The sequence below is a fragment of the Azospirillum endophyticum genome (genome assembly GCF_016595245.1).
Lineage (GTDB): Bacteria > Pseudomonadota > Alphaproteobacteria > Azospirillales > Azospirillaceae > Azospirillum > Azospirillum endophyticum.
The window spans coordinates 445,994-465,125 of the sequence record NZ_JAENHM010000073.1 but is presented as its reverse complement, the minus strand read 5'-3'; the positions used below and the strand labels follow the sequence as shown (position 1 = coordinate 465,125).

The 19,132-nt window shown below is 68.3% G+C and carries 16 protein-coding genes; 7 read left to right on the top strand and 9 right to left on the bottom strand.

Annotated elements, in window-relative coordinates:
- Nucleotides 1–186: 186 nt before the first annotated feature.
- Nucleotides 187–597, top strand: coding sequence for a hypothetical protein (locus tag JHL17_RS29120; RefSeq protein WP_200198123.1), 411 nt, complete (start codon nucleotides 187–189; stop codon nucleotides 595–597).
- A 50-nt stretch (nucleotides 598–647) separates the two neighbouring features.
- Nucleotides 648–2,015 (top strand): PepSY-associated TM helix domain-containing protein, encoded by a 1,368-nt coding sequence (locus tag JHL17_RS29115; protein WP_200198122.1) that lies wholly within the window; start codon nucleotides 648–650, stop codon nucleotides 2,013–2,015.
- A gap of 12 nt (nucleotides 2,016–2,027) precedes the next feature.
- Here the strand turns inward: JHL17_RS29115 and JHL17_RS29110 are convergent, their stop codons facing one another.
- From JHL17_RS29110 to cutA, 3 genes are all read right to left on the bottom strand, one after another.
- The gene (locus JHL17_RS29110; protein ID WP_200198121.1) at nucleotides 2,028–2,930 is read right to left on the bottom strand and encodes a LysR substrate-binding domain-containing protein; all 903 of its coding nucleotides are present in this window, start codon (nucleotides 2,928–2,930) and stop codon (nucleotides 2,028–2,030) included.
- Complete coding sequence (locus JHL17_RS29105) at nucleotides 2,927–4,174, bottom strand: molybdopterin molybdotransferase MoeA (RefSeq protein WP_200198120.1); 1,248 nt, start codon at nucleotides 4,172–4,174, stop codon at nucleotides 2,927–2,929. The genes JHL17_RS29110 and JHL17_RS29105 overlap by 4 nt, the downstream gene beginning before the upstream one ends.
- 164 nt (nucleotides 4,175–4,338) lie before the next feature.
- A complete protein-coding gene (gene cutA / locus JHL17_RS29100; RefSeq protein WP_200198119.1) occupies nucleotides 4,339–4,671 on the bottom strand; it encodes a divalent-cation tolerance protein CutA in 333 nt (110 codons plus the stop codon).
- Between the two features lie 128 nt (nucleotides 4,672–4,799).
- Here cutA and JHL17_RS29095 point away from each other — a divergent pair, with 128 nt between their 5' ends.
- The gene (locus JHL17_RS29095) at nucleotides 4,800–5,114 is read left to right on the top strand and encodes a hypothetical protein (protein WP_200198118.1); all 315 of its coding nucleotides are present in this window, start codon (nucleotides 4,800–4,802) and stop codon (nucleotides 5,112–5,114) included.
- Nucleotides 5,115–5,181: 67 nt separating this feature from the next.
- Here JHL17_RS29095 and JHL17_RS29090 read toward each other — a convergent pair whose 3' ends face one another.
- Complete coding sequence (locus tag JHL17_RS29090) at nucleotides 5,182–6,393, bottom strand: ATP-binding response regulator (RefSeq protein ID WP_200198117.1); 1,212 nt, start codon at nucleotides 6,391–6,393, stop codon at nucleotides 5,182–5,184.
- Between the two features lie 313 nt (nucleotides 6,394–6,706).
- Nucleotides 6,707–7,045, bottom strand: a complete 339-nt coding sequence (locus tag JHL17_RS29085; RefSeq protein WP_200198116.1) for a DUF1127 domain-containing protein — start codon at nucleotides 7,043–7,045, stop codon at nucleotides 6,707–6,709.
- Between the two features lie 159 nt (nucleotides 7,046–7,204).
- On the opposite strand from JHL17_RS29085, the gene JHL17_RS29080 reads away from it, so the two are divergent.
- Nucleotides 7,205–9,112, top strand: coding sequence for a carboxylesterase family protein (locus tag JHL17_RS29080; RefSeq protein ID WP_200198115.1), 1,908 nt, complete (start codon nucleotides 7,205–7,207; stop codon nucleotides 9,110–9,112).
- A 105-nt stretch (nucleotides 9,113–9,217) separates the two neighbouring features.
- Here JHL17_RS29080 and glpX read toward each other — a convergent pair whose 3' ends face one another.
- The 3 genes from glpX to JHL17_RS29065 form a co-directional block, all read right to left on the bottom strand.
- Nucleotides 9,218–10,219, bottom strand: a complete 1,002-nt coding sequence (glpX, locus tag JHL17_RS29075; protein WP_247893879.1) for a class II fructose-bisphosphatase — start codon at nucleotides 10,217–10,219, stop codon at nucleotides 9,218–9,220.
- Between the two features lie 97 nt (nucleotides 10,220–10,316).
- Entirely contained in the window at nucleotides 10,317–11,621 is a 1,305-nt protein-coding gene (locus tag JHL17_RS29070) for a homoserine dehydrogenase (RefSeq protein WP_200198114.1), read from the bottom strand.
- Nucleotides 11,621–12,895 (bottom strand): LL-diaminopimelate aminotransferase, encoded by a 1,275-nt coding sequence (locus tag JHL17_RS29065; RefSeq protein WP_098740140.1) that lies wholly within the window; start codon nucleotides 12,893–12,895, stop codon nucleotides 11,621–11,623. The genes JHL17_RS29070 and JHL17_RS29065 overlap by 1 nt, the downstream gene beginning before the upstream one ends.
- Nucleotides 12,896–13,188: 293 nt before the next feature.
- On the opposite strand from JHL17_RS29065, the gene JHL17_RS29060 reads away from it, so the two are divergent.
- A complete protein-coding gene (locus tag JHL17_RS29060) occupies nucleotides 13,189–15,261 on the top strand; it encodes a methyl-accepting chemotaxis protein (RefSeq protein ID WP_200198113.1) in 2,073 nt (690 codons plus the stop codon).
- 67 nt (nucleotides 15,262–15,328) lie between these two features.
- Here JHL17_RS29060 and JHL17_RS29055 read toward each other — a convergent pair whose 3' ends face one another.
- A complete protein-coding gene (locus tag JHL17_RS29055; RefSeq protein WP_200198112.1) occupies nucleotides 15,329–16,396 on the bottom strand; it encodes a response regulator in 1,068 nt (355 codons plus the stop codon).
- 170 nt (nucleotides 16,397–16,566) lie between these two features.
- Between JHL17_RS29055 and JHL17_RS29050 the strand changes: the two genes are divergently transcribed.
- Together JHL17_RS29050 and sppA are read left to right on the top strand one after the other, a co-directional pair.
- Complete coding sequence (locus tag JHL17_RS29050) at nucleotides 16,567–17,139, top strand: peroxidase-related enzyme (RefSeq protein WP_200198111.1); 573 nt, start codon at nucleotides 16,567–16,569, stop codon at nucleotides 17,137–17,139.
- Nucleotides 17,140–17,211: 72 nt separating this feature from the next.
- A complete protein-coding gene (gene sppA / locus JHL17_RS29045; RefSeq protein WP_200198110.1) occupies nucleotides 17,212–18,963 on the top strand; it encodes a signal peptide peptidase SppA in 1,752 nt (583 codons plus the stop codon).
- The last annotated feature ends 169 nt before the right edge of the window (nucleotides 18,964–19,132 follow it).

The window sequence follows — 19,132 nt, the reverse complement described above, 5'->3', positions numbered from 1 at the left end:
AAGCGGGAGCGCCCTGGTTATAACGCCGATAATCAGTGGGTTGCGATAGGCCGAACCGCCGATGCACCCTTCTACCGGATGGGTAGTCCGACGCTTGCCGGCTAATTCTATTCCACCGGTGCTTGTCCATGGGCGGTGGATCGGGTAACGATCCGCTCCTCGGGGCCGCAGGACGATCACAATCCGATGCTGGCACAGTGCCGCAGGCTGCAGGAACGGTGGGGGCTGGCGCTTGCGATCGCGCTGAGCTTGAGCCTGTTCGTCCGCCTCGCCGCCCCCTATGCCGGCGTCGCCGACCGCGACGGCTATGTCGCGATCTGCACCGGCAGCGAACTCGTCTATCTGCCGGCGGACAAGGACGGCCTCCCCCTCCCGGACGGCAAGGGAACCGACGAACCGCAGCTTCAGCCCCTCCATCTGCCCTGCAGCTGGCTCGGCCAGTATGTCGCCCTGCTCCCGACCTTGCTGTTGCTCGTCATGCCGGCGGGTCCGGGTCTGCCGCCGGACCTGCCGAAGCAGGCCGAGGTCCACCGGCCGAAGGAGCTGAAGCCCTTCCACTCCCAAGCGCCGCCATCCGGTCGCCCTTCGCAGCACTGAACCGCCCGCCTCCCGGGCGATCCCCGTCGCGACGACCGAATGGACGAACCATGACTCGAACTCTGCAAGGCGGAGCCATCGGCCCTGCCCTCTACCGGATTCTCTGGCGCTGGCATTTCTTCGCCGGACTGATTTCCGCCCCCATCATCCTCCTGCTCGCCGTCACCGGCGCCATCTACCTGTTCAAGGATGGAATCAACGACGGCCTGCACCGCGACCTGCGCATCGTCGCCCCCCAGAACGCCGAGCGGCTAGCGCCGTCCGCCCTGGTCGCCAAGGCGCTGGAGGCCCATCCCGGAACTCTCAAGGGCTATTCCCCGCCGGCGGTGCCGGATCGCGCCGCGGAGGTGAGGATCGTCGGCTCCGACGGCCTCAAGGACACCATCTACCTCGATCCCTACAACGGCCGGGTGCTGGGCAGCCTGTGGGACGGCGGCGCCGCGGGATCGCCGACGATGTATGTGGTCCGCAAGCTGCACAGCCTGCAATATGTCGGCTGGTTCGCCGAGCGCATCGTCGAGGGGGTCGCCGGCTGGATGGTGCTGATGACCGCCTCAGGCCTCTATCTGTGGTGGCCTCGTGACCGCAAGAACGGCCAGAGGGGCGGTGTCGTCACCGTGCGCGGCCGGCCGGGCAAGCGGCTGTTCTGGCGCGACCTGCATGCGGTCACCGGGCTCTTCGTCAGCGTCTTCATCGTCTTCCTGGCGATGACCGGCCTGCCCTGGTCGGGCTATTGGGGCAAGTCCTTCTACGGCTTCGCCTATGCCGTCGGCATGGGCATGCCCGACGGCTATTGGGACAAGTACCCGGTCTCCACCGTGCCGCTGAAGGACACCATCGACCACGCCCCCTGGATCGTCGAGAATCAGCCGACGCCGCTCTCCACGGCGTCGGCCGGGGTTCCGGCGAAGCTGGACGACGTGGTGCGGACGGTGGAGGGGCTAGGAATGGCGCCCGGCTATGCGGTCGTCATCCCGACCAGACCGGACGGCGTCTACACCGCGTCGGTCTATCCGGCGGACGTCACCAGGGAACGGGTGGTGCATCTCGACCAATATACCGGCAGCGTGCTGTTCGACATGCAGCTGAAGGATCTCGGGGTCTTCGGCAGGCTGGCGGAATGGGGGGTCGGCATCCACATGGGGCAGGCCTTCGGGCTGGCCAACCAGCTCGTCCTGCTGGCGGCCCTGGTGGCGATGGTCGGGCTGGTGGTGTCGGGACTGGTGATGTGGTGGAAACGCCGTCCGGCGGGCAGCCTGGGCACGCCCGGCCTTCCGGCCGATACCACGGCCTCGAAGGGGTTGATCATCATGGCGGTCGCCGCCGGCCTCTTCTTCCCGATGGTGGGGATTTCGATGCTCGCCTTCGCCGCCGTCGAGCTGGCTGCGCAAGGGGTTCGCGCCCTGCGCACGGCGTGAAGCGGCATTCCCTCAGGAGGCCGGCCCCTGCCCGGCCTCCAGTGCACTGCGGACGAAGGCACGCTCCGCCAGACTGCGATGGCGGTCGCGATGACGGACCAGATGGAAGGGGCGGGACGGCAGGTCCAGCCCCTCCAGGGCGACGATCCGGCCGGCGGCCAGTTCCTCCGTCAGGATCAGGTCGGACAGCACGCTCGCCCCCACCCCGGCCAGCAGGGCGGCCCGGATGATGCGTCCGCCCGGAAGCGTCATGGCGACGTCCAGCGCGCCGGGGTCGATCCCGGTGGCGCGAAGCGCCGCCTCGAACAGCGCCCGGGTGCCGGAGCCCGGTTCACGCAGGATCCAGCGCCCGGCAGTCAGGGAGTCGCGGTCGACCCGTCCCAGCCCGGCCCAAGGGTGCCCGGCCCCCACCACCAGCAGCAGCCGGTCGCCCGCGATCGGCTCGCTCACCAGCAGCGGGTCCGTCACCACCCCCTCGGCGATGCCGAGTTCGGCCCGGCCGTCGCGCACCGCTTCGGCCACCTGCTCGGTGTTGCCGATGGACAGATCCACGCGGATGCCCGGATAGGCTTCGGCAAAGCGCAGCAGATGCAGCGGCAGCCAGTGATTGCCGACCGTCTGGCTCGCCGCCAGCCGCAGGGCGCCGCGCGACAGGCCCGACAGCTCGGCCAGCATGGTCCCGGCCTCCTCCACCTTCGCCAGGATGGAACGGGCCTGACCGTGGAGCAGCTGGCCGGCGGCGGTCAGCTCCACCCGCCGGCCGATACGGTCGAACAGGCGCAGACCGTGCTCCGCTTCCAGCGCCGCGATGGCGGCGCTGACCGCCGGCTGCGACAGGTGCAGAACTTCCGCCGCGCGGGTGAAGTGCAGCATCTCCGCCACCGTGGCGAAGATGCGCAATTGCTCCAGCGTCACGCGAAGAGACCGGTGAAGGGCAGGAAATCCACCAGGTCGCCCGGCCGCACCGCGGTGGCCTCGGCCGGCATGTCGACCAGCCCGTCGGCTTCGACCATCGAGGTCAGCACGCCGGAGCTGTTGCTGGGAAACTTGACGGCGACCGGACGGCCGTCCGGCCCGCGCTCCAGCCGGGCGCGCAGGAACTCGCGGCGGCCGGGCTTCTTGGTGAAGGTGAAATCGGCCACCACCAGGCTGCGCGGCGTGGCGATGCCGCTCGCTCCCGACAGCCGCAGAACCAGTGGACGGCCGACCAGCAGGAAGGTCACCATCGCCGACACCGGGTTGCCGGGCAGTCCCAAGAAGGGCGTGTCGCCGACCCGGCCCAGTGCCAGCGGCTTGCCCGGCTTGATCGCCAGCGTCCACAGATCGATGGAGCCCAGCGCATTGACCGCTGCCTTGACATGGTCCTCCTCGCCGACCGACACGCCGCCGCTGGTGACGATCAGGTCGGCGGTGCCCGCCGCCTCGGCCAGCGCGGCGCGGGTGGCGTCTGGCCGGTCGGGCAGGATGCCGAGATCGCGCACCTCCACCCCCAGCGCGTCGAGCTGAGCCGCCAGGGTGTAGCGGTTGGCGTCATAGATGGCGTGGTCGGGCTTGGGCGTGCCCGGCTCCCGCAGCTCGTCGCCGGTGGAGAACAGCACGACCGTCAGCCGTTTGCGCACCGTCAGGCCGGAGCGGCCGACCGCGGCGGCGAGGCCGACCTCCTGGGCACGCAGCCGTTGGCCGGGATGCAGGACCACTGCACCGGCGGTCATGTCCTCCCCCGCCAGGCGGACGTTGGCGCCGCGCTTCAGCGAGGTCGGAACCAGGACGGCATCGCCGTCGGTCCGGCAATCCTCCTGCATCGCCACGGTGTCGGCGCCGGCCGGGACCGGTGCGCCGGTGAAGATGCGCACCGCTTCGCCGACGGCGACCACGCCGGCGAAGGCCGAGCCGGCCGGCACCCGCCCGACGACGCCGAGCCGCCGGAAAGTCTCGCCCTCAACGTCCCTTCCCGCGGCAAAGGCCCAGCCATCCATGGCGGACACGTCGGCCGGCGGCACGTTGACCGGGGCGACGACCTCCTCCGCCAGCACCCGGCCGAGCGCTTGGCGCAGCGGCACCTCCTCCGTCCCGGTCACCGCGCCATAGCCCTGCGCGACGCGCGAGACCGCCTCGTCCAGCGACAGGGGAATGGGGCCGTGTGCGGAGCAATCGTCCATGATCTCGGTGTCCTCGATAAGGTGGGCCGGCGCTGCGTTGATTCGATGCGGATATGACGCGCGACAACGTTGCCTCGCCGGCAGCGTCCTTCCTACCTGCAACTGCAACGCCCGACTTTGATCGGCGTCAAGATGTTGCTTTCCGATCCCGACATCTCCGCGGTTCAGCCGGTCTCGGCCCGCAACCAGTCCAGATAGTCCGGGTTGCCACGCGCCAGCGTCAACTCGACGACGCAGGGCGTATCATAGCTGTGCAGCTCGCGCACACGGTCGGTGAGGCGGTCGAACAGGGAGGACCGCGTCTTGGCGATCAGCACCGCTTCTTCGGCCTGCTCCACCGCGCCGTTCCAGCGATAGACCGAGGTCATGCCGTCCAGCACGTTGGCGCAGGCGGCCAGCCGCTCCTCCACCAGGATGCGGCCGATGCGCAAGGCCTCCTCCTTCGAGCCTGTGGTGACGTAGACGAAGACCAGATCGGCTTTCCGGGTTTCCGGCATGGGGGAACCTCCCTCCTTTTCGATGCACCGGCGACGCGCTTTCGCGTAGGATGCCCGCAGTTTGCCACAGCCCTCACCGGGGCCGGCAAGCCCGTCCGATCCCAAAAGCCGCAAGAGTCGTTCACCCCATGGCCAAGTCCCGCCGCCAGCCGTCCCGCAGCACCCCGTCCGACATCCAGGGGGCGTGGCTGCGCCGTGGGCTGGAGCAGCCCGGCGGCAAGCTGCCGCTGTTCGACGAGCGCGGACAACGCGTGAAGAAGGCGACCATCGAGGCCTGCCTGAAGGCCGGCTGGGCGGAGCGCTGGTTCGAAAACCCGCTGAAGCCGGATTGGTTGGTCTGCCGTCTGACGGAAAATGGCCGCGGCGCGCTGGACGGCCATGACCGTGACGCCGCCCCGGCGGGGGACGTGGTGGATGGCATGCGCCAAGAGGCGCTCATTTAAGGATCGGGATCAGGAACGGCGGACCAGGTCGGGCTGGGCCGGGCCGGAATGCCGTCGCTCCGCGTGCCTATTGCGCCGCTTGCGCCACGTCACTGCCACGCGTGATCCGCAGCTGGCGATCGACCTCGGCCTGGAGTTGGCGCGGGGTCACCGGCTTGTGCAGGATCGCGACGCCGTGGGCCGAGGCATCGGCCAGCGTGTCGGCACCGGTCTCGCCGGTCAGGATCAGGGCGGGAACCTCCGCACCATAGCGTCCGCGCACGCGGCGAATCACCTCGGTGCCGACCCGCCCCTCGCGCAGCCGGTAATCGGCGATGACGATGTCGGGCACCCGCCCCAGCGACTCCAGCCGGTCCATCGCCCGGTCGGCGCTGTCGGCGGCGACGACGCGGAAGCCCCATTCGGTCAGCACCGTCTGCAACCCCAGCAGCACCACCGCGTCGTCGTCGACCAGCACTGCCAGACGCGGCCGGTCGATCGTCGGCGGCCGCTCCGGGCCTCCCGCCCGTCCGGCGAGGAAGCGGGCCGGTGCGAGCGGCACCAGGACGCGGAAGGCGGAGCCCTGCCCCTGCACCGACCGCACCTCGACCGGGTGGTCGAGCAGCTGCGACAGCCGCCGCACGATGGCCAATCCCAGACCCAACCCGCGCAGCCGGTCACGTTCGGGGTTGTCGACCTGATGGAACTCTTCGAAGATGCGGTCGAGATGTTCGGGCGGAATGCCGATTCCGGTGTCCTGCACCTCGATCGCCAGACGGTCGTCCCCTGCCGAGGAATCGATGCGGCAGCGGATGCGGATCGCCCCGGCCTCGGTATAGCGGAGGGCATTGTCGACCAGATTGCGCAGCAGTTGCATCAGCAGGCCACGGTCGCTGCGCAGGACCGCGTCGCAACTTTCCACCCGCCACACCAGCCCCTTGGAGGTCGCCTGCTCGCCATAGGTTGCGTCGATCGCATCGGCGATCTCGCTGGCTGCGAAGGTGTCCAGCACCGGGGTCACCACCCCGGCCTCCAGCCGCGACACCTCCAGCAGGCCGTCCAGCAGCCCCTTCATCGTGTCCAAGCCCTGGTCGAGCCGGGACAGCAGATCGCGCCCGCCATGATCGCCGACATGGCGGGCGAGCGCGGCGGACAGGAAGAACAGGGCTTGGAGCGGCTGGCGGAGGTCGTGGCTGGCGGCGGCGAGGAATTTCGACTTCGCGAGATTGGCGCGCTCGGCTTCCTCCCGGGCGGCATCCCGCTCCGCTTCCAGCGACTGAAGGCGATGAATGAGACTCATGCTTCGTCCACGGCTCTCACGGAGGATGATGGGGTTCCCGAAGGCGCCCCGTTTCCATTTTCGAACAGAACCGGGGATAATGTTAAACTTCATTAACCATAATCATGCTGCATCGCGCAACCCTTCCCAGGCATATGTGCCGCATGGGCAGGGTCCATGAAGAAAAGGTTAATGGTGGTTCATATGCGAAAGCCCCGGTAATTTTCCGGGGCTTTCCGCATTCGGGACTCGATCGGCCGCCTTGCGCCAGACTCTGTGGGCAAACCCTTCGATAGCCGGCCGGTCGACAGCCCGGCCTTTCACCGGCCTGCCGTCAGGCGCCGCGACGGACCGCCATGTGGATTTCGCCGCGGGTCAGCCCGATGTCCGACAGTTCGGCATCGGACATATGGATCAGCTCATTTTCGGCACGACGAAGTTCAATTCGCTCGCGAACCCAATGGACGGCACGTTGAAAGAGGGAGGTTTCCTTTGTTCCGGCGGCAAACAATTCACCAGACGTAGACTGCATCGAAGAGTAGGCCATGATGATCTCCTGCGCTTGGCGCTGATTACATGAGCCTATTTTGGCTTTTGCACTTGCGAAATCAACAGACAACACCCTGCGCCGAGGCCATTTCAGCCTTGCGCGGAGCGGATGGAACAGAGACATGCAGGAATTCCGGGGGCCGAGGCGATCGGCAACCCTCCCGGTAAGCTGGGCGCGCGAATAAATTAGGAGTGTTTGCATCCTGAAATCATAAATCGATAGGAGTACGCGTATTAATTGGACGGAATATTCTCTGACATTCCACCGTCGAGGCCACTCGCCATGAAGATCATTCCGAAAAGAGCGATCAATTCCCTGGTTGTCGCCGGACTCCTCGCCCTGCCCCTCCTGGGACAGGCCGCTTGGGCGGCCACTCCCCCTCCGGCAAAACCCAACCCCCAACCGCCGTCATCCCCCGCTTGTACCTCGTCCGATCCGACGACGATCTGGACCGATGCGACGAACGCCACCGCCGCACTCTGCGGCGCCCAGGAGACGGCCGGGGTGACCGCCTATCGCGGCATTCCCTACGTCGCGCAGCAGCCGGTGCCGCCGAACCGCTGGATGCCCAGCGCGGTGGCGTCCTGGCCGCCCTCCCCCGCCATGCAGGCGGTGAATGTGCAGAACCAGTGCATGCAGAAGCTGCCGGCCTGGAACGACGAGCCGCCGGCGACCGGCGAGGATTGCCTCTATCTCAATGTCTGGGCGCCATCCGCCTCGCTGAACAACCCAACGGCCAAACTGCCGGTGATGGTGTTCATCCACGGCGGCGCCTTCGTTCTGGGGTCCGGCGGCTCGCCGATCTATGACGGGACGGCGCTGGCGACGAACGACGTCGTCGTGGTCACGCTGAACTACCGGCTGGGCGCGCTGGGCTTCATGGCGGCCCAGGTTCCGGCGGACGGCACCAAGGGCGCGCAGACGGTCGACATCAACGGCAATTTCGGCCTGGACGACCAGCGCAACGCCCTGCGGTGGGTCCAGGCCAACATCGCCCGCTTCGGCGGCGATCCGTCGCAGGTGACGCTGTTCGGTGAGAGCGCCGGTGCGATGTCGGCCGGGCTGCATCTGTTCGCCTCCCCGGCCAGCGCCCCGCTGTTCCAGGCGGCGATCATGGAAAGCAACCCGATCGGCTCGCTGTACCGCCCCATCGCCGACACCCGGCGCCAGGGGACGAACTTCATCCACTGGCTCTGCACCAAGACGCTCAAGCTCCTGAGCTGCCCCGGCAACATGGCGTGGCTGCAGGGCCTGTCGGCCAACACCATCCTGGCGGCCCAGGCCGACTTCCTCAACCTGGGCATCGGCAACGGCGGCGGCCCTGCCCCTGCCGGCGGGGCCCTGGCGGATTCGCTGCCCTGGGCCCCCACCATCGACGGCAGCGACGTCGTCGCCCAGCCGATCGCCGGATTCGCCGGCGGAATGCCGCAGAAGCCCTTCCTGTTCGGCGTCAACGCCGACGAGGGGGCGATCTTCGCCGCGATGATCGCGGCCGGTGTTCCCGGCCCCTACCTGCCGGTGGAATACAACAAGATCCTGTCGAAGGCGATTCCCGACGACACCGCGCGGAAGACGATCGCCGCCTACAAGAACAGTGCCGGCCAGCTGCCCTATGTCGCTCCGGCGGCCAACTCGCCGTCCTATTTCGGCAAGGACAAGATCACCAACGGCACCGCCCAGACGACCAACCTCCTGATCGACGACTTCGCCTTCCACTGCGCCAACCTGTGGACGGCCGGACAGGCCTACGGCCAGATCGCCAAGGTCAAGGGCACGACGCCGATCTACGGCTATCTGTTCGGGCAGCAGCCGATCTACGATCTCTACAAGACGGCGAAGGGCGAGGCGGTTCAGGCCTGCTCGCCGAGCAACGGCAATGTCTGCCATGCCAACGAGCTGCCTTATGTGTTCAGCACGCTGAACGTCCTGGTCGGCCAGCCCCCGCAGGCTGACAGCACGCTGGCCGGCACGATGACCTCCACCTGGGCCAGCTTCGCTAAGAACCCGACCGCCCCGGCCGGACTGACCGCCTACACTCCCACCGGCGCGCTGAACGTCTTCAACAGCCGGGCGTCGGTGGCGACGATGCCGGTCTCCGGTATGGATCAGGCGAGCAACTGCTCGGCATTGTGGAACACGCTGGGCGTCTATCCCGCCGCCGCGCAGACGACCGCGAGCAGCAAGCCGTAACCACTCCCAGGGGAATTGGACAAAGGAAAGGGCGCGCGGGATTGTCTCCCGCGCGCCCTTTCCTTAGATCGTCCGGCCCTGTGCCCAGGACCGGCGACGAAACCCTTACTTCACGCTCACCTTGCGCGACAGGTTGTGGTGCGCCTCGATGTAGCGGACCGTGCCCGACTTGGAGCGCATGATCACCGAGTGGGTGTAGGCACCGCCGGGGAAGCGGCGGACGCCCTTCAGCATGGCGCCGTCGGTGACGCCGGTGGCGGCGAACATGACGTTGCCGCGCGCCAGCTCGTGCAGGCTGTACTTCTTGTCGAGGTCGGTGACGCCCCACTTGGCGGCGCGGGCCTTCTCGTCGTCGTTGCGGAACAGCAGGCGGCCCTGGAACTGGCCGCCGATGCAGCGCAGCGCCGCTGCGGCCAGCACGCCTTCCGGCGCACCGCCGGAGCCGACATACATGTCGACGCCGGTGCCGGCCTGGCTGGTGGCGATGACGCCCGACACGTCGCCGTCGTTGATCAGCATGATGCGGGCGCCGGCTTCGCGGACGCGGGCGATCAGCTCGGCATGGCGCGGACGGTTCAGGATGCAGACCAGCAGTTCCTGCACCTCGGTGCCCTTGGCGGCGGCCAGCGCCTTCAGGTTGTTGGCCGGCGTCTCATCCAGATCGACGACGTTGTCCGGCAGGCCGGCGCCGACGGCGATCTTGTCCATGTAGACGTCGGGAGCGTTCAGGAAGCCGCCCTCCTCCGCCATGGCGATGACGGCCAGCGAGTTCGGACCGCCGGTGGCGCAGATGGTGGTGCCTTCCAGCGGGTCGAGCGCGATGTCGACCTTCGGGCCGGAGCCGATGCCGGCGCCGACCTTCTCGCCGATGTACAGCATCGGAGCCTCGTCGCGCTCACCCTCGCCGATCACGACGGTGCCGTCGATGTAGAGCGTGTTGAGCGCCTGGCGCATGGCGTCGACCGCGGCCTGGTCTGCCAGCTTCTCGTCGCCGCGGCCCATCAGCAGCGAGGCCGACAGGGCGGCGGCCTCGGTCACGCGGACGGCCTCCAGCGCGAGGTTGCGGTCCATGTGGGACAGGTCGACATGCGTAGACGGCGTAGACATCGTGTGCTCCCCCCGACTCTTCGGTCGTATCAGGCTGTGTTTGGTTAGGTGGGAAACGGGGCAGGTCAAGGCTGTCCTGTTCGGAATAGGCTCTGGCTCAGAACTGCTCGATCCGGATCATCCGCGGCGGCTCCAGAACCGTGTCGCTGGCAGCGATGGTCGCAAGCGCGCGCTGCATGGACGCCTCGTCGGTGTCATGGGTGGTCAGGACCACCGGAACGCCTTCGTCCGGCGAACGGCCGCGTTGCAGGAACTGCTCCATCGAGACGCCCTGGTCGCGCATCGCCGCCGCGATATCCGCTATCACACCGGGACGGTCCTTCACCATCAGGCGGACGTAGTACGCCCCGCGGCGCGCTTCCATCGGCGAAGGGGTGGCGGCACCCAGCAGCCCGGCCGAGACGCCGAAAATGGGCGTCGACCGCCCGCGGGCGATGTCGATCAGATCGGCCACCACCGCCGACGCGGTCGGGCCGGCGCCGGCGCCGCGGCCGACGAACAGCACCCGGTCGGCGAAATCGGCCTGGGCCACCACGGCATTGAAGACGCCGTCCACCGAGGCGATCGGAGCGGTCTTCGGCACCATGCAGGGATGCACGCGCTGCTCGATCCCGGCATCGGTGCGCCGGGCGATGCCCAGCAGCTTGATGCGGAAGCCGAGCTGATCGGCATAGTCGAAATCGACCGCCGCGACCTGCCGGATGCCCTCGATGAAGACGGAGGCGAAATCGACCGCCGTGCCGAAGGCGACGGAAGCGAGGATCGCCAGCTTGTGCGCGGCATCGACGCCGTCGACGTCGAAGCTGGGATCGGCCTCGGCATAGCCGAGATCCTGGGCGTCGGCCAGCACGTCGGCGAAATCGCGGCCGGTGGTCCGCATCTCCGTCAGGATGTAGTTGCAGGTGCCGTTCAGGATGCCGTGGATTTCCGAGACGGAATTGGCGGCAAGACCCTCGCGCAGCCCCTTGATGATCGGGATGCCGCCGGCCACCGCCGCCTCGAAGGCGACGGCCAAGCCGCGGGCTTCGGCCTTCTGCGCGATCTCGGTACCGTGGATCGCCAGCAGCGCCTTGTTGGCGGTGACCACATGCCTGCCGGTTTCCAGCGCCGTGGCGACGGTGTCGCGCGCCGGGCCTTCCGACCCGCCGATCAGCTCCACCACCAGATCGGCGCCGGATTGGGCGGCCATGGCGACGGGATCGTCGAACCATTGAACGCGCGACAGGGCGACGCCGCGGTCCTTGCCCTTCGACCGGGCGCTGACCGCGACCACCTCGATCCGGCGGCCGCAGCGCTGTTCGATCAGCGAGCCTTGCGTTTCCAGCAGCTTGAGGACACCGGCACCGACCGTACCAAGGCCGGCAACGGCGATTTTCAGGGGGGCTTGCTGGGCGTTCGGCATCAGGCTTTCGCTTTCTCGGATTCCAGAAGGGCGGCGCGGGCCACCGGGTCCTTGCTCGCCGCAACGCCGCCGGCGTTGGAGCGGAAGAACTCCTTGATGTTGCGGGTCGCCTGGCGGATGCGGTGGACGTTCTCCACCATCGCCAGGCGGACATGGCCGTCGCCGTATTCGCCGAAGCCGATGCCGGGCGCCACCGCGACCTCCGCCTGCTGCAGCAGCAGCTTGGAGAACTCCAGCGAGCCCAGATGGGCGAATTGCGGCGGGATCGGCGCCCAGGCGAACATCGACGCCTTCGGGCTGGGGACTTCCCAGCCGGCGGCGGCCAGACCCTCGATCATCACGTCGCGGCGCTGCTTGTACATGTCGCGCACCTGCTGCACGCAGTCCTGCGGACCGTTCAGCGCGGCGGCGGCGGCGACCTGGATCGGCGTGAAGGCGCCGTAGTCGAGATACGACTTGATGCGGGCCAGCGCGGTGATCAGCGTCTTGTTGCCGGTGGCGAAGCCGATGCGCCAGCCGGCCATCGAATAGGTCTTCGACATCGAGGTGAACTCGACCGCGATCTCGCGCGCTTCCGGAATCTCCAGGATCGACGGCGGCGGGTCGTTGTCGAAGAAGATCTCGGCGTAGGCCAGATCGGACAGGATGTAGATGCCGTGCTTGCGGCAGAACTCGACGATCGGGCGGTAGAAGTCCAGCCCGACCACCTCGGCCGTCGGGTTCGACGGGTAGTTCAGAACCAGCGCCAGCGGCTTCGGCACGCTGTGGCGCACCGCGCGCTCCAGCATGATCATGAAGCTGTCGATGTCGGTCGACGCCCCGTTCTCCATGCCCACCGGCAGGTGGCGCACCGAGGCGCCGGCCAAGATGAAGCCGAAGGGATGGATCGGATAGCTGGGATTCGGCACAAGGATGATGTCGCCCGGGCTGGTGATCGCCTGGGCGAGGTTGGCCAGACCTTCCTTCGAACCGATGGTGACGATGCACTCGGTCTCGGGATCGACGTCGACGTTGAAGCGGCGCTTGTAATAGGCGGCATGGGCCTTGCGCAGGCCGGGGATGCCGCGGGAGTTCGAATAGCGGTGCGTCTTCGGATCGCGCACGGCCTCGACCAGCTTGTCGACGATGTGCTGCGGGGTCGCCTGGTCGGGATTGCCCATGCCGAGGTCGACGATGTCGGCGCCGTTGGCCCTAGCTCGCGCCTTCATCGCGTTGACTTCGGCGAAGACGTAGGGCGGCAGGCGCTTGATGCGATGGAATTCGGTGTTGGACATGGACGCTCCGGAAGACCGCTCCGGTCACGCCACGAACCCAAGAGACCTGCGGACCGGGACTGACGTTCTACCGCCGCGACGCGACGGAAGCGAGGCAAATTTCGCGGCCGGACGGTCCGGCGCAGCGCTTTGGCCGGGATCCGCCGGACGGGTCCGGTCATGGAGTGACTTAACAATCACCCCACCAACCTCGTGGTTAAACCTAACTGTGCTTTAACTCCTTGGCTTTCATACCTTCGGCCGGAAATTCTCTGTGGTCATGTCGTGACAGCCTCGTCTGCTGGAGTTATGAGATGGTTTCGCTTTTGAAGGTTGCGGATCGGCTGCTCGGCGACCTGCGCTTCACGCGGAAGATGGTGCTCGCCCTGTCCGTCCCGATAGGCGGGGTGGTCGTCCTGTCGTCGCTGCTGGTCTGGGAACAGGTCGACTCCAGCCGCCGGGCCGCCGATCTCGCCTCCGTCACCCGTCTGTCGGTGGGCATGACCAGCCTGGTGCATGAGCTGCAGAAGGAGCGCGGGTCCTCCTCCATCTTCCTCAGCGGCAAGCTGGACGACGACCGCCGGCGCATGGAGACGGTGCGGACCGCGGCCGACGCCAGGCTGGCGGAGTTGACCCGGCAATTCGCCGATGCCCGCATCCGCGATCCCCAGGTCGCCGAAGCGTTCACCGGCGCCCGCGACGCATTGTCGCAGCTGGCCGGACTGCGCTCCGGCGTCGACGGCCTGTCGCAGTCCTCGATGGAGGTGGTGAAAAGTTACAGCGCGACGATCCGCAAGCTGTTGGACGCCGCCGGGCAGGCGCGCTCCCTGTCCGACGACAGCGACCAGCTGCGCGCCGCCGACGCCATGGTCTCCTTGTCGGAGGCGAAGGAACGGCTGGGGCAGCAGCGCGCCGTGGGCGGCGGCGCCTTCCGCAAGGACCGCTTCCCCGCCGACGCGCATGAGCGTTTCATCGAGCTGTCGGGCGAGTACAAGGCGCTGATGGGCGGCCTGAAGTCCAAGCTGACGGCGGAACAGGCGCATTATTACGATCAGACCCTCGCCGGCCCGGCCATCGCCGAGGTCGAGCGGATGCGGCGGATCGGCGTCGCCTCCGCCTATGGGGCGGACAACCGGGGCATCGACGCTGGAAAGTGGTTCGATACCATCACCGTCACCATCGACATGCTGCGCAGCGTCGAAACCCATGTCGCCGAAGACCTGATCGGGCTCGCCAACCGCGACGCACGGGACTCGATGAACCGGCTGATCGGGGTTGCCGCCGGTCTGGCGATCCTGCTGGTGACGATGAGCGTCATCGCCGTGCTGGTCGCCCGCAACATCACCCGGCCCATCGCCCGCCTGAACGGCGACATGGCCCGGCTGGAGGCCGGAGAACGCGACCTGACCATCGACGGGGCCGGACGCGCGGACGAGCTGGGCGCCATGGCCCGCCGCCTCGACCAGTTCCGTCTCGGCCTCGCCGAGGCGGACCGGCTCACCGCCGAGCAGCGGCGGCACCAGGAGGACCGCCTGCGCGAGGCCGAGCGGCTGGAACGGCTGGTGGCGGAGTTCGACCGCCATATCGAAAAGGTCGCCGAACAACTGGCGGGCGCCGCCAGCGGCCTGCGCGGCAATGCCGAGCAGATGAGCCGCATCGCGTCGGACACCGAAGTCCATGTGCTCTCCGTCGCCCGCGCGTCGGAGGGAGCGTCCGACAATGTTCAGGCGGTCGCGGCAGCGGCGGAGGAGCTGACCGCCTCCATCGCCGAGATCGGGCGGCAGATGGCGGGCTCGACCGAGATGGCGGAACGGGCGGTCACCGACGTCCGGCACACCGCCGAAGTCATCGGCGATCTCAGCGCCGCCGCCCGGCAGGTGGGCGAGATCGTCCGGATGATCACCGACATCGCGAGCCAGACCAACCTGCTGGCGCTGAACGCCACCATCGAGGCCGCCCGCGCCGGCGAGGCCGGCAAGGGCTTCGCGGTGGTGGCCCAGGAGGTGAAGCAGCTCGCCAACCAGACCGCCAAGGCCACCGAGGACATCACCGCCAAGGTCGCCGAGATCCAGTCGGCGACCGGCCACACCGTCACCGCCATCGACGACATCGGCACCATCGTGACCCGGATCGAGGAGAACATCTCCGCCGTTGCCGCCGCGGTGGAGGAGCAGAACGCCGCCACCGCGGAGATCGGCCGCAACGTCCGCCAAGCCGCCGACGGCACCGACGAGGTGTCCCACAACGCCGCCCTGGTCGGCACCGAAGCCGGACGCGCCGGCGCGATGGCGAAGGAGGTTCTCTCCATGGCCGACGCGCTGAAGCGGAACGCCGACGGCCTGCGCAACGACGTGGCCGCCTTCATCGGGAAAATCCGGGCGGCGTGAGGGTACGGAAAGGAGCTGACATTCGGTAGGGATCACGCCCCCTAGGATAAGGGAAGTTTGAAGCCCCTCACCCTGCCCCACTCGCCTTGGCGTGCTTGCGCTTCGCCACCTCCAGCGACGCCAGCAGTTGCTGCCCGGTGGCCCCGCCGTCGCCGCTGACGCGGCCGGTCATCACCGCCCTGATCGCATCCACATGGGCCTTGAACAGCAGGTGCTCGCTGGCGGTCACGGCGGTCGGACCGTTGCGGGTCGCTTCGTAGAGCGACTTGGCGATGTGGGTGATCAGGGGATAACCGAAGATGCCGCCCTGCCCCCGCATCTCGTGGGCGGAGCGGTTGACCTGGGCCAGCAGGCCGGGCACCGCCGCCGGCTCATGCGGCAGCCGGTCGATGCGGCGGCCCATCTCCTCCACCTCCGCGCCGATCCAGACGGCGTAATCGCCGGCACGGTTCAGGATCTCCTCCTCCGCGGCGGCGAGAACTTCCGGCGGCAAAGTCGGGACCGGATCGCGCGGGGCAAGGCCGACCTTGGCGCCCAGCCGGTTGGGCAGGTCGAAATAGATGACGGGGAAACGGTCGATGCCGCGTGCCTTCGACGCGCTGTGCACGATCAGGATCTCCGACGGCGCGGTCATCCGGCAATCCATCGCCACCGGCTTGTCGGCGCGGCGGCGGTCGGGGCCGAAATAGCCCTTGGCCAGCACGAAGCGGCGCGGCCGGGCAAGGGCGAACAGCAGGCGGCTGGCGATCGTCTGGGCGGAGAACGGCTTGGCGATGAAGTCGGTGGCGCCGAGATCGCGTGCCTGCTCCACATACTGGCGGTCGGCAGCGCCCGACAGCATCAGGACCGGCAGGAACTTGTCCGGGCTCCTGGGGCTGGAGCGAATCCACCGCAGAAGCATCAGCCCGTTCACCTCGGGCATCACCAGATCGGACAGGATCAAGTCGACCGGAGCGGTCCCCGGCGGCAGCGCCGCGCGGCGGTCCTCTAGCCAGCGGATCGCGTCGGCGCCGCTCGCCACGCCCTCGACCCGGCCGATGCCGATGGCACGCAGGGTGGCGGCCAGGACCGTGCGGATGAACCCGCTGTCCTCCACCACCAGGACGGAGAGAAGATCGAGCTTCGGCTGGGTCATCGCCCCCTGTCTCGCCAACCGGGCCATATCCCCGCATTCACTCCTCCCCTTCTGGCACAGCCGGTCCCAATTGGCGAGAGGCAAGCGGAACGGGAGACAAGCCGACCCCGCCGCGGTTACCCTCGCCCGGCCGCACAGGCCCACCAATCAAAGAGAAGAGGAACCGCCCGATGCCGCAACCCGATCACGTCATGGCCCTGGCCCTGCCGGAAAAGCCGGACCTCGACGCCGACATGCAGGCGCTGTTCGACAAGTGCACGGAAAAGCTGGGCTTCGTGCCCAACGTGCTCCAGGCCTACAGCCTACGGCCGAAGAAGCTGCGCAACTTCGCCATGCTCTACAACGAGCTGATGCTGGGCGAGAGCGGCCTCAGCAAGCTCGAGCGCGAGATGATCGCGGTCGTCGTCTCCTCCGCCAACCATTGCTACTACTGCCTGGTCGCCCATGGGCAGGCGGTGCGCAAGCTGTCCGGCGATCCGGAGCTGGGCGAGATGCTGGTCGCCAATTACCGCGTCGCCCTGCTGGAACCGCGCCAGCGCGCCATGCTCGACTTCGCCTGGAAGCTGACCGAGGACCCGATGTCGGTGGGCGAGCCCGACCGCGAGGCGTTGCGCGCCGTCGGATTCAGCGCGGAAGACATCTTCGACATTGCCGATACGGCGGCCTTCTACAACATGTCCAACCGCCTGGCGACCGCGGTGGACATGATCCCGAACCGCGAGTACCACAGCCAGGATCGATAGGGGCAGGCTCTGCGAGAGCAGGATCGTTACCGCCGTCCCCCGGCACCGTCGAGGCCACACAAGGTAGGAATCATGGCGATCGTCCGTTTCTTCGTCCGTCTGTTCGCGCTCATCGGCCTGTTGCTGGTGGCCGGTGCGGTGACGGTGGTGGTGCTGGCGGTCCGTCATGAACCCACCCTGCCCGATTCGGTGGTGCTGGAACTCGACCTGACCAAGCCGCTGGCCGAAAGCGAGAGCGGCAGGATCGGCAGCCTGTTCGAACATCAGGCGACGCTGCGCGAAGTGCTGGACGCCCTGGACGGCGGACGGCGCGACCCGCGGGTGAAGGGCGTGCTGGCCCGTTTCGGCGACGACAGCGTCGGCTTCGCCCAGACGCAGGAACTGCGGACCGCCATCGAGCGCTTCCGCGCCTCCGGCCGCTTCGCCGTGGCCTTCGCCGAGGAGTATGGCGGAGCCGGGCCCGGCAACCGCTCCTACCTGCTGGCCAGTGCCTTCGACGAGGTCTGGCTGCAGCCGCTGGGCACGCTGGGCATCACCGGCCTGTCGGCGGAACTGCCCTTCGCCCGCGACGCCTTCGACCAGTTGGGCGTGCAGCCGCAATTCGCCCAGCGCGAGGAATACAAGAGCTTCGCCGAGACCTTCACCAAGGCCGGCATGACCCCGGCAAACCGCGAGATGATGGAGTCCCTGGTCTCCGATCTGACCAACCAACTGGTCGACGGCATCGCCAAGAGCCGGCGCCTCGCCCCCGCCGCGGTGCGGGCGGCCATGGACAAGGCGCCGCTGCTGAGCAAGGAAGCGCTGGACCAGAAGCTCGTCGACAAGCTCGGCTATGCCGACGAGGCCCGCGACGCGGCGTTGAAGCGGGCCGGCGACACTGCCGAGACGATGGAGCCGGCCGACTATCTGTCGGTCGCCGGCAGCCCCAACGACCACGGGCCGACCATCGCGCTGATCCATGCCGTCGGCACCATCACCGGCGGCGAGAGCGGCAAGCCGGCGCTGGGCGGCGTTTCCGCCGGGTCGGAGACCATCGTCGAGGCCATCGAGGATGCCACCGACGATCCCGAGGTCCGTGCCATCCTGTTCCGCATCGACAGCGGCGGCGGTGCCGTTTCCGCGTCCGAGGCGATCCGGCGGGCGCTGGTCAGGGCGCGGCAGAGCGGCAAGCCGGTGATCGCCAGCATGGGCGACACCGCCGCCTCGGGCGGCTATTGGATCGCGCTCGCCGCCGACCGCATCGTCGCCTCGCCCGCCACCGTCACCGGCTCGATCGGCGTCGTCGCCGGCAAATTTGCCGTCGGCGGCCTGTCCGACAAGCTCGGCGTGCACTGGGACCGGGTGCAGGGCGGACGGAACGCCGGCATGTGGTCGCCGCTGCGCCCCTTCGCCGACAGCGAGTCCGAACGGCTGAATGCCATCATCGACGACACCTATGCCAATTTCCTGCAGAGGGTCGCCGAAGCCCGGCGGATGTCGCCGGAACAGGCACGCGGCGTCGCCAAGGGCCGCGTCTGGACCGGTGCCCAGGCCCGCGAACTCGGTCTCGTCGACGATCTGGGCGGCCAGGAGCAGGCATTGACCCTGGCCCGCACCGCCGCCGGCCTGTCTCCCGACGCCGCGGTGACGCTGGCTCCCTACCCGCCGCCGAAATCGGTGACCGACCAGCTGATGGATCTGGTGTCGGGCAAGGGCGAACTGGTCGGCGCCCTGGCCGCCGTGGCCGAGCTGCGCCCGCTGCTGGCCCAGCTGCGGCCCCTGCTGGCCGCTGCGCAGGGCGAAGGCGTCCAGGCCCGCATGCCGACGATGTCGCTGGACCGGTGAGGAGGGTGAGCCTCAGCTATGTCCCCTCTCCCCCCGGGGAGAGGGTTAGGGTGAGGGGGTCGCGCGGCGGCCCTTTACCGAAAATCCTCCCCGTGTATCCCCCTCACCCCGACCCTCTCCCCGGGGGGGGGGAGAGGGAGATTTGATCGTTCAAAGCCTTCAGTCAGAG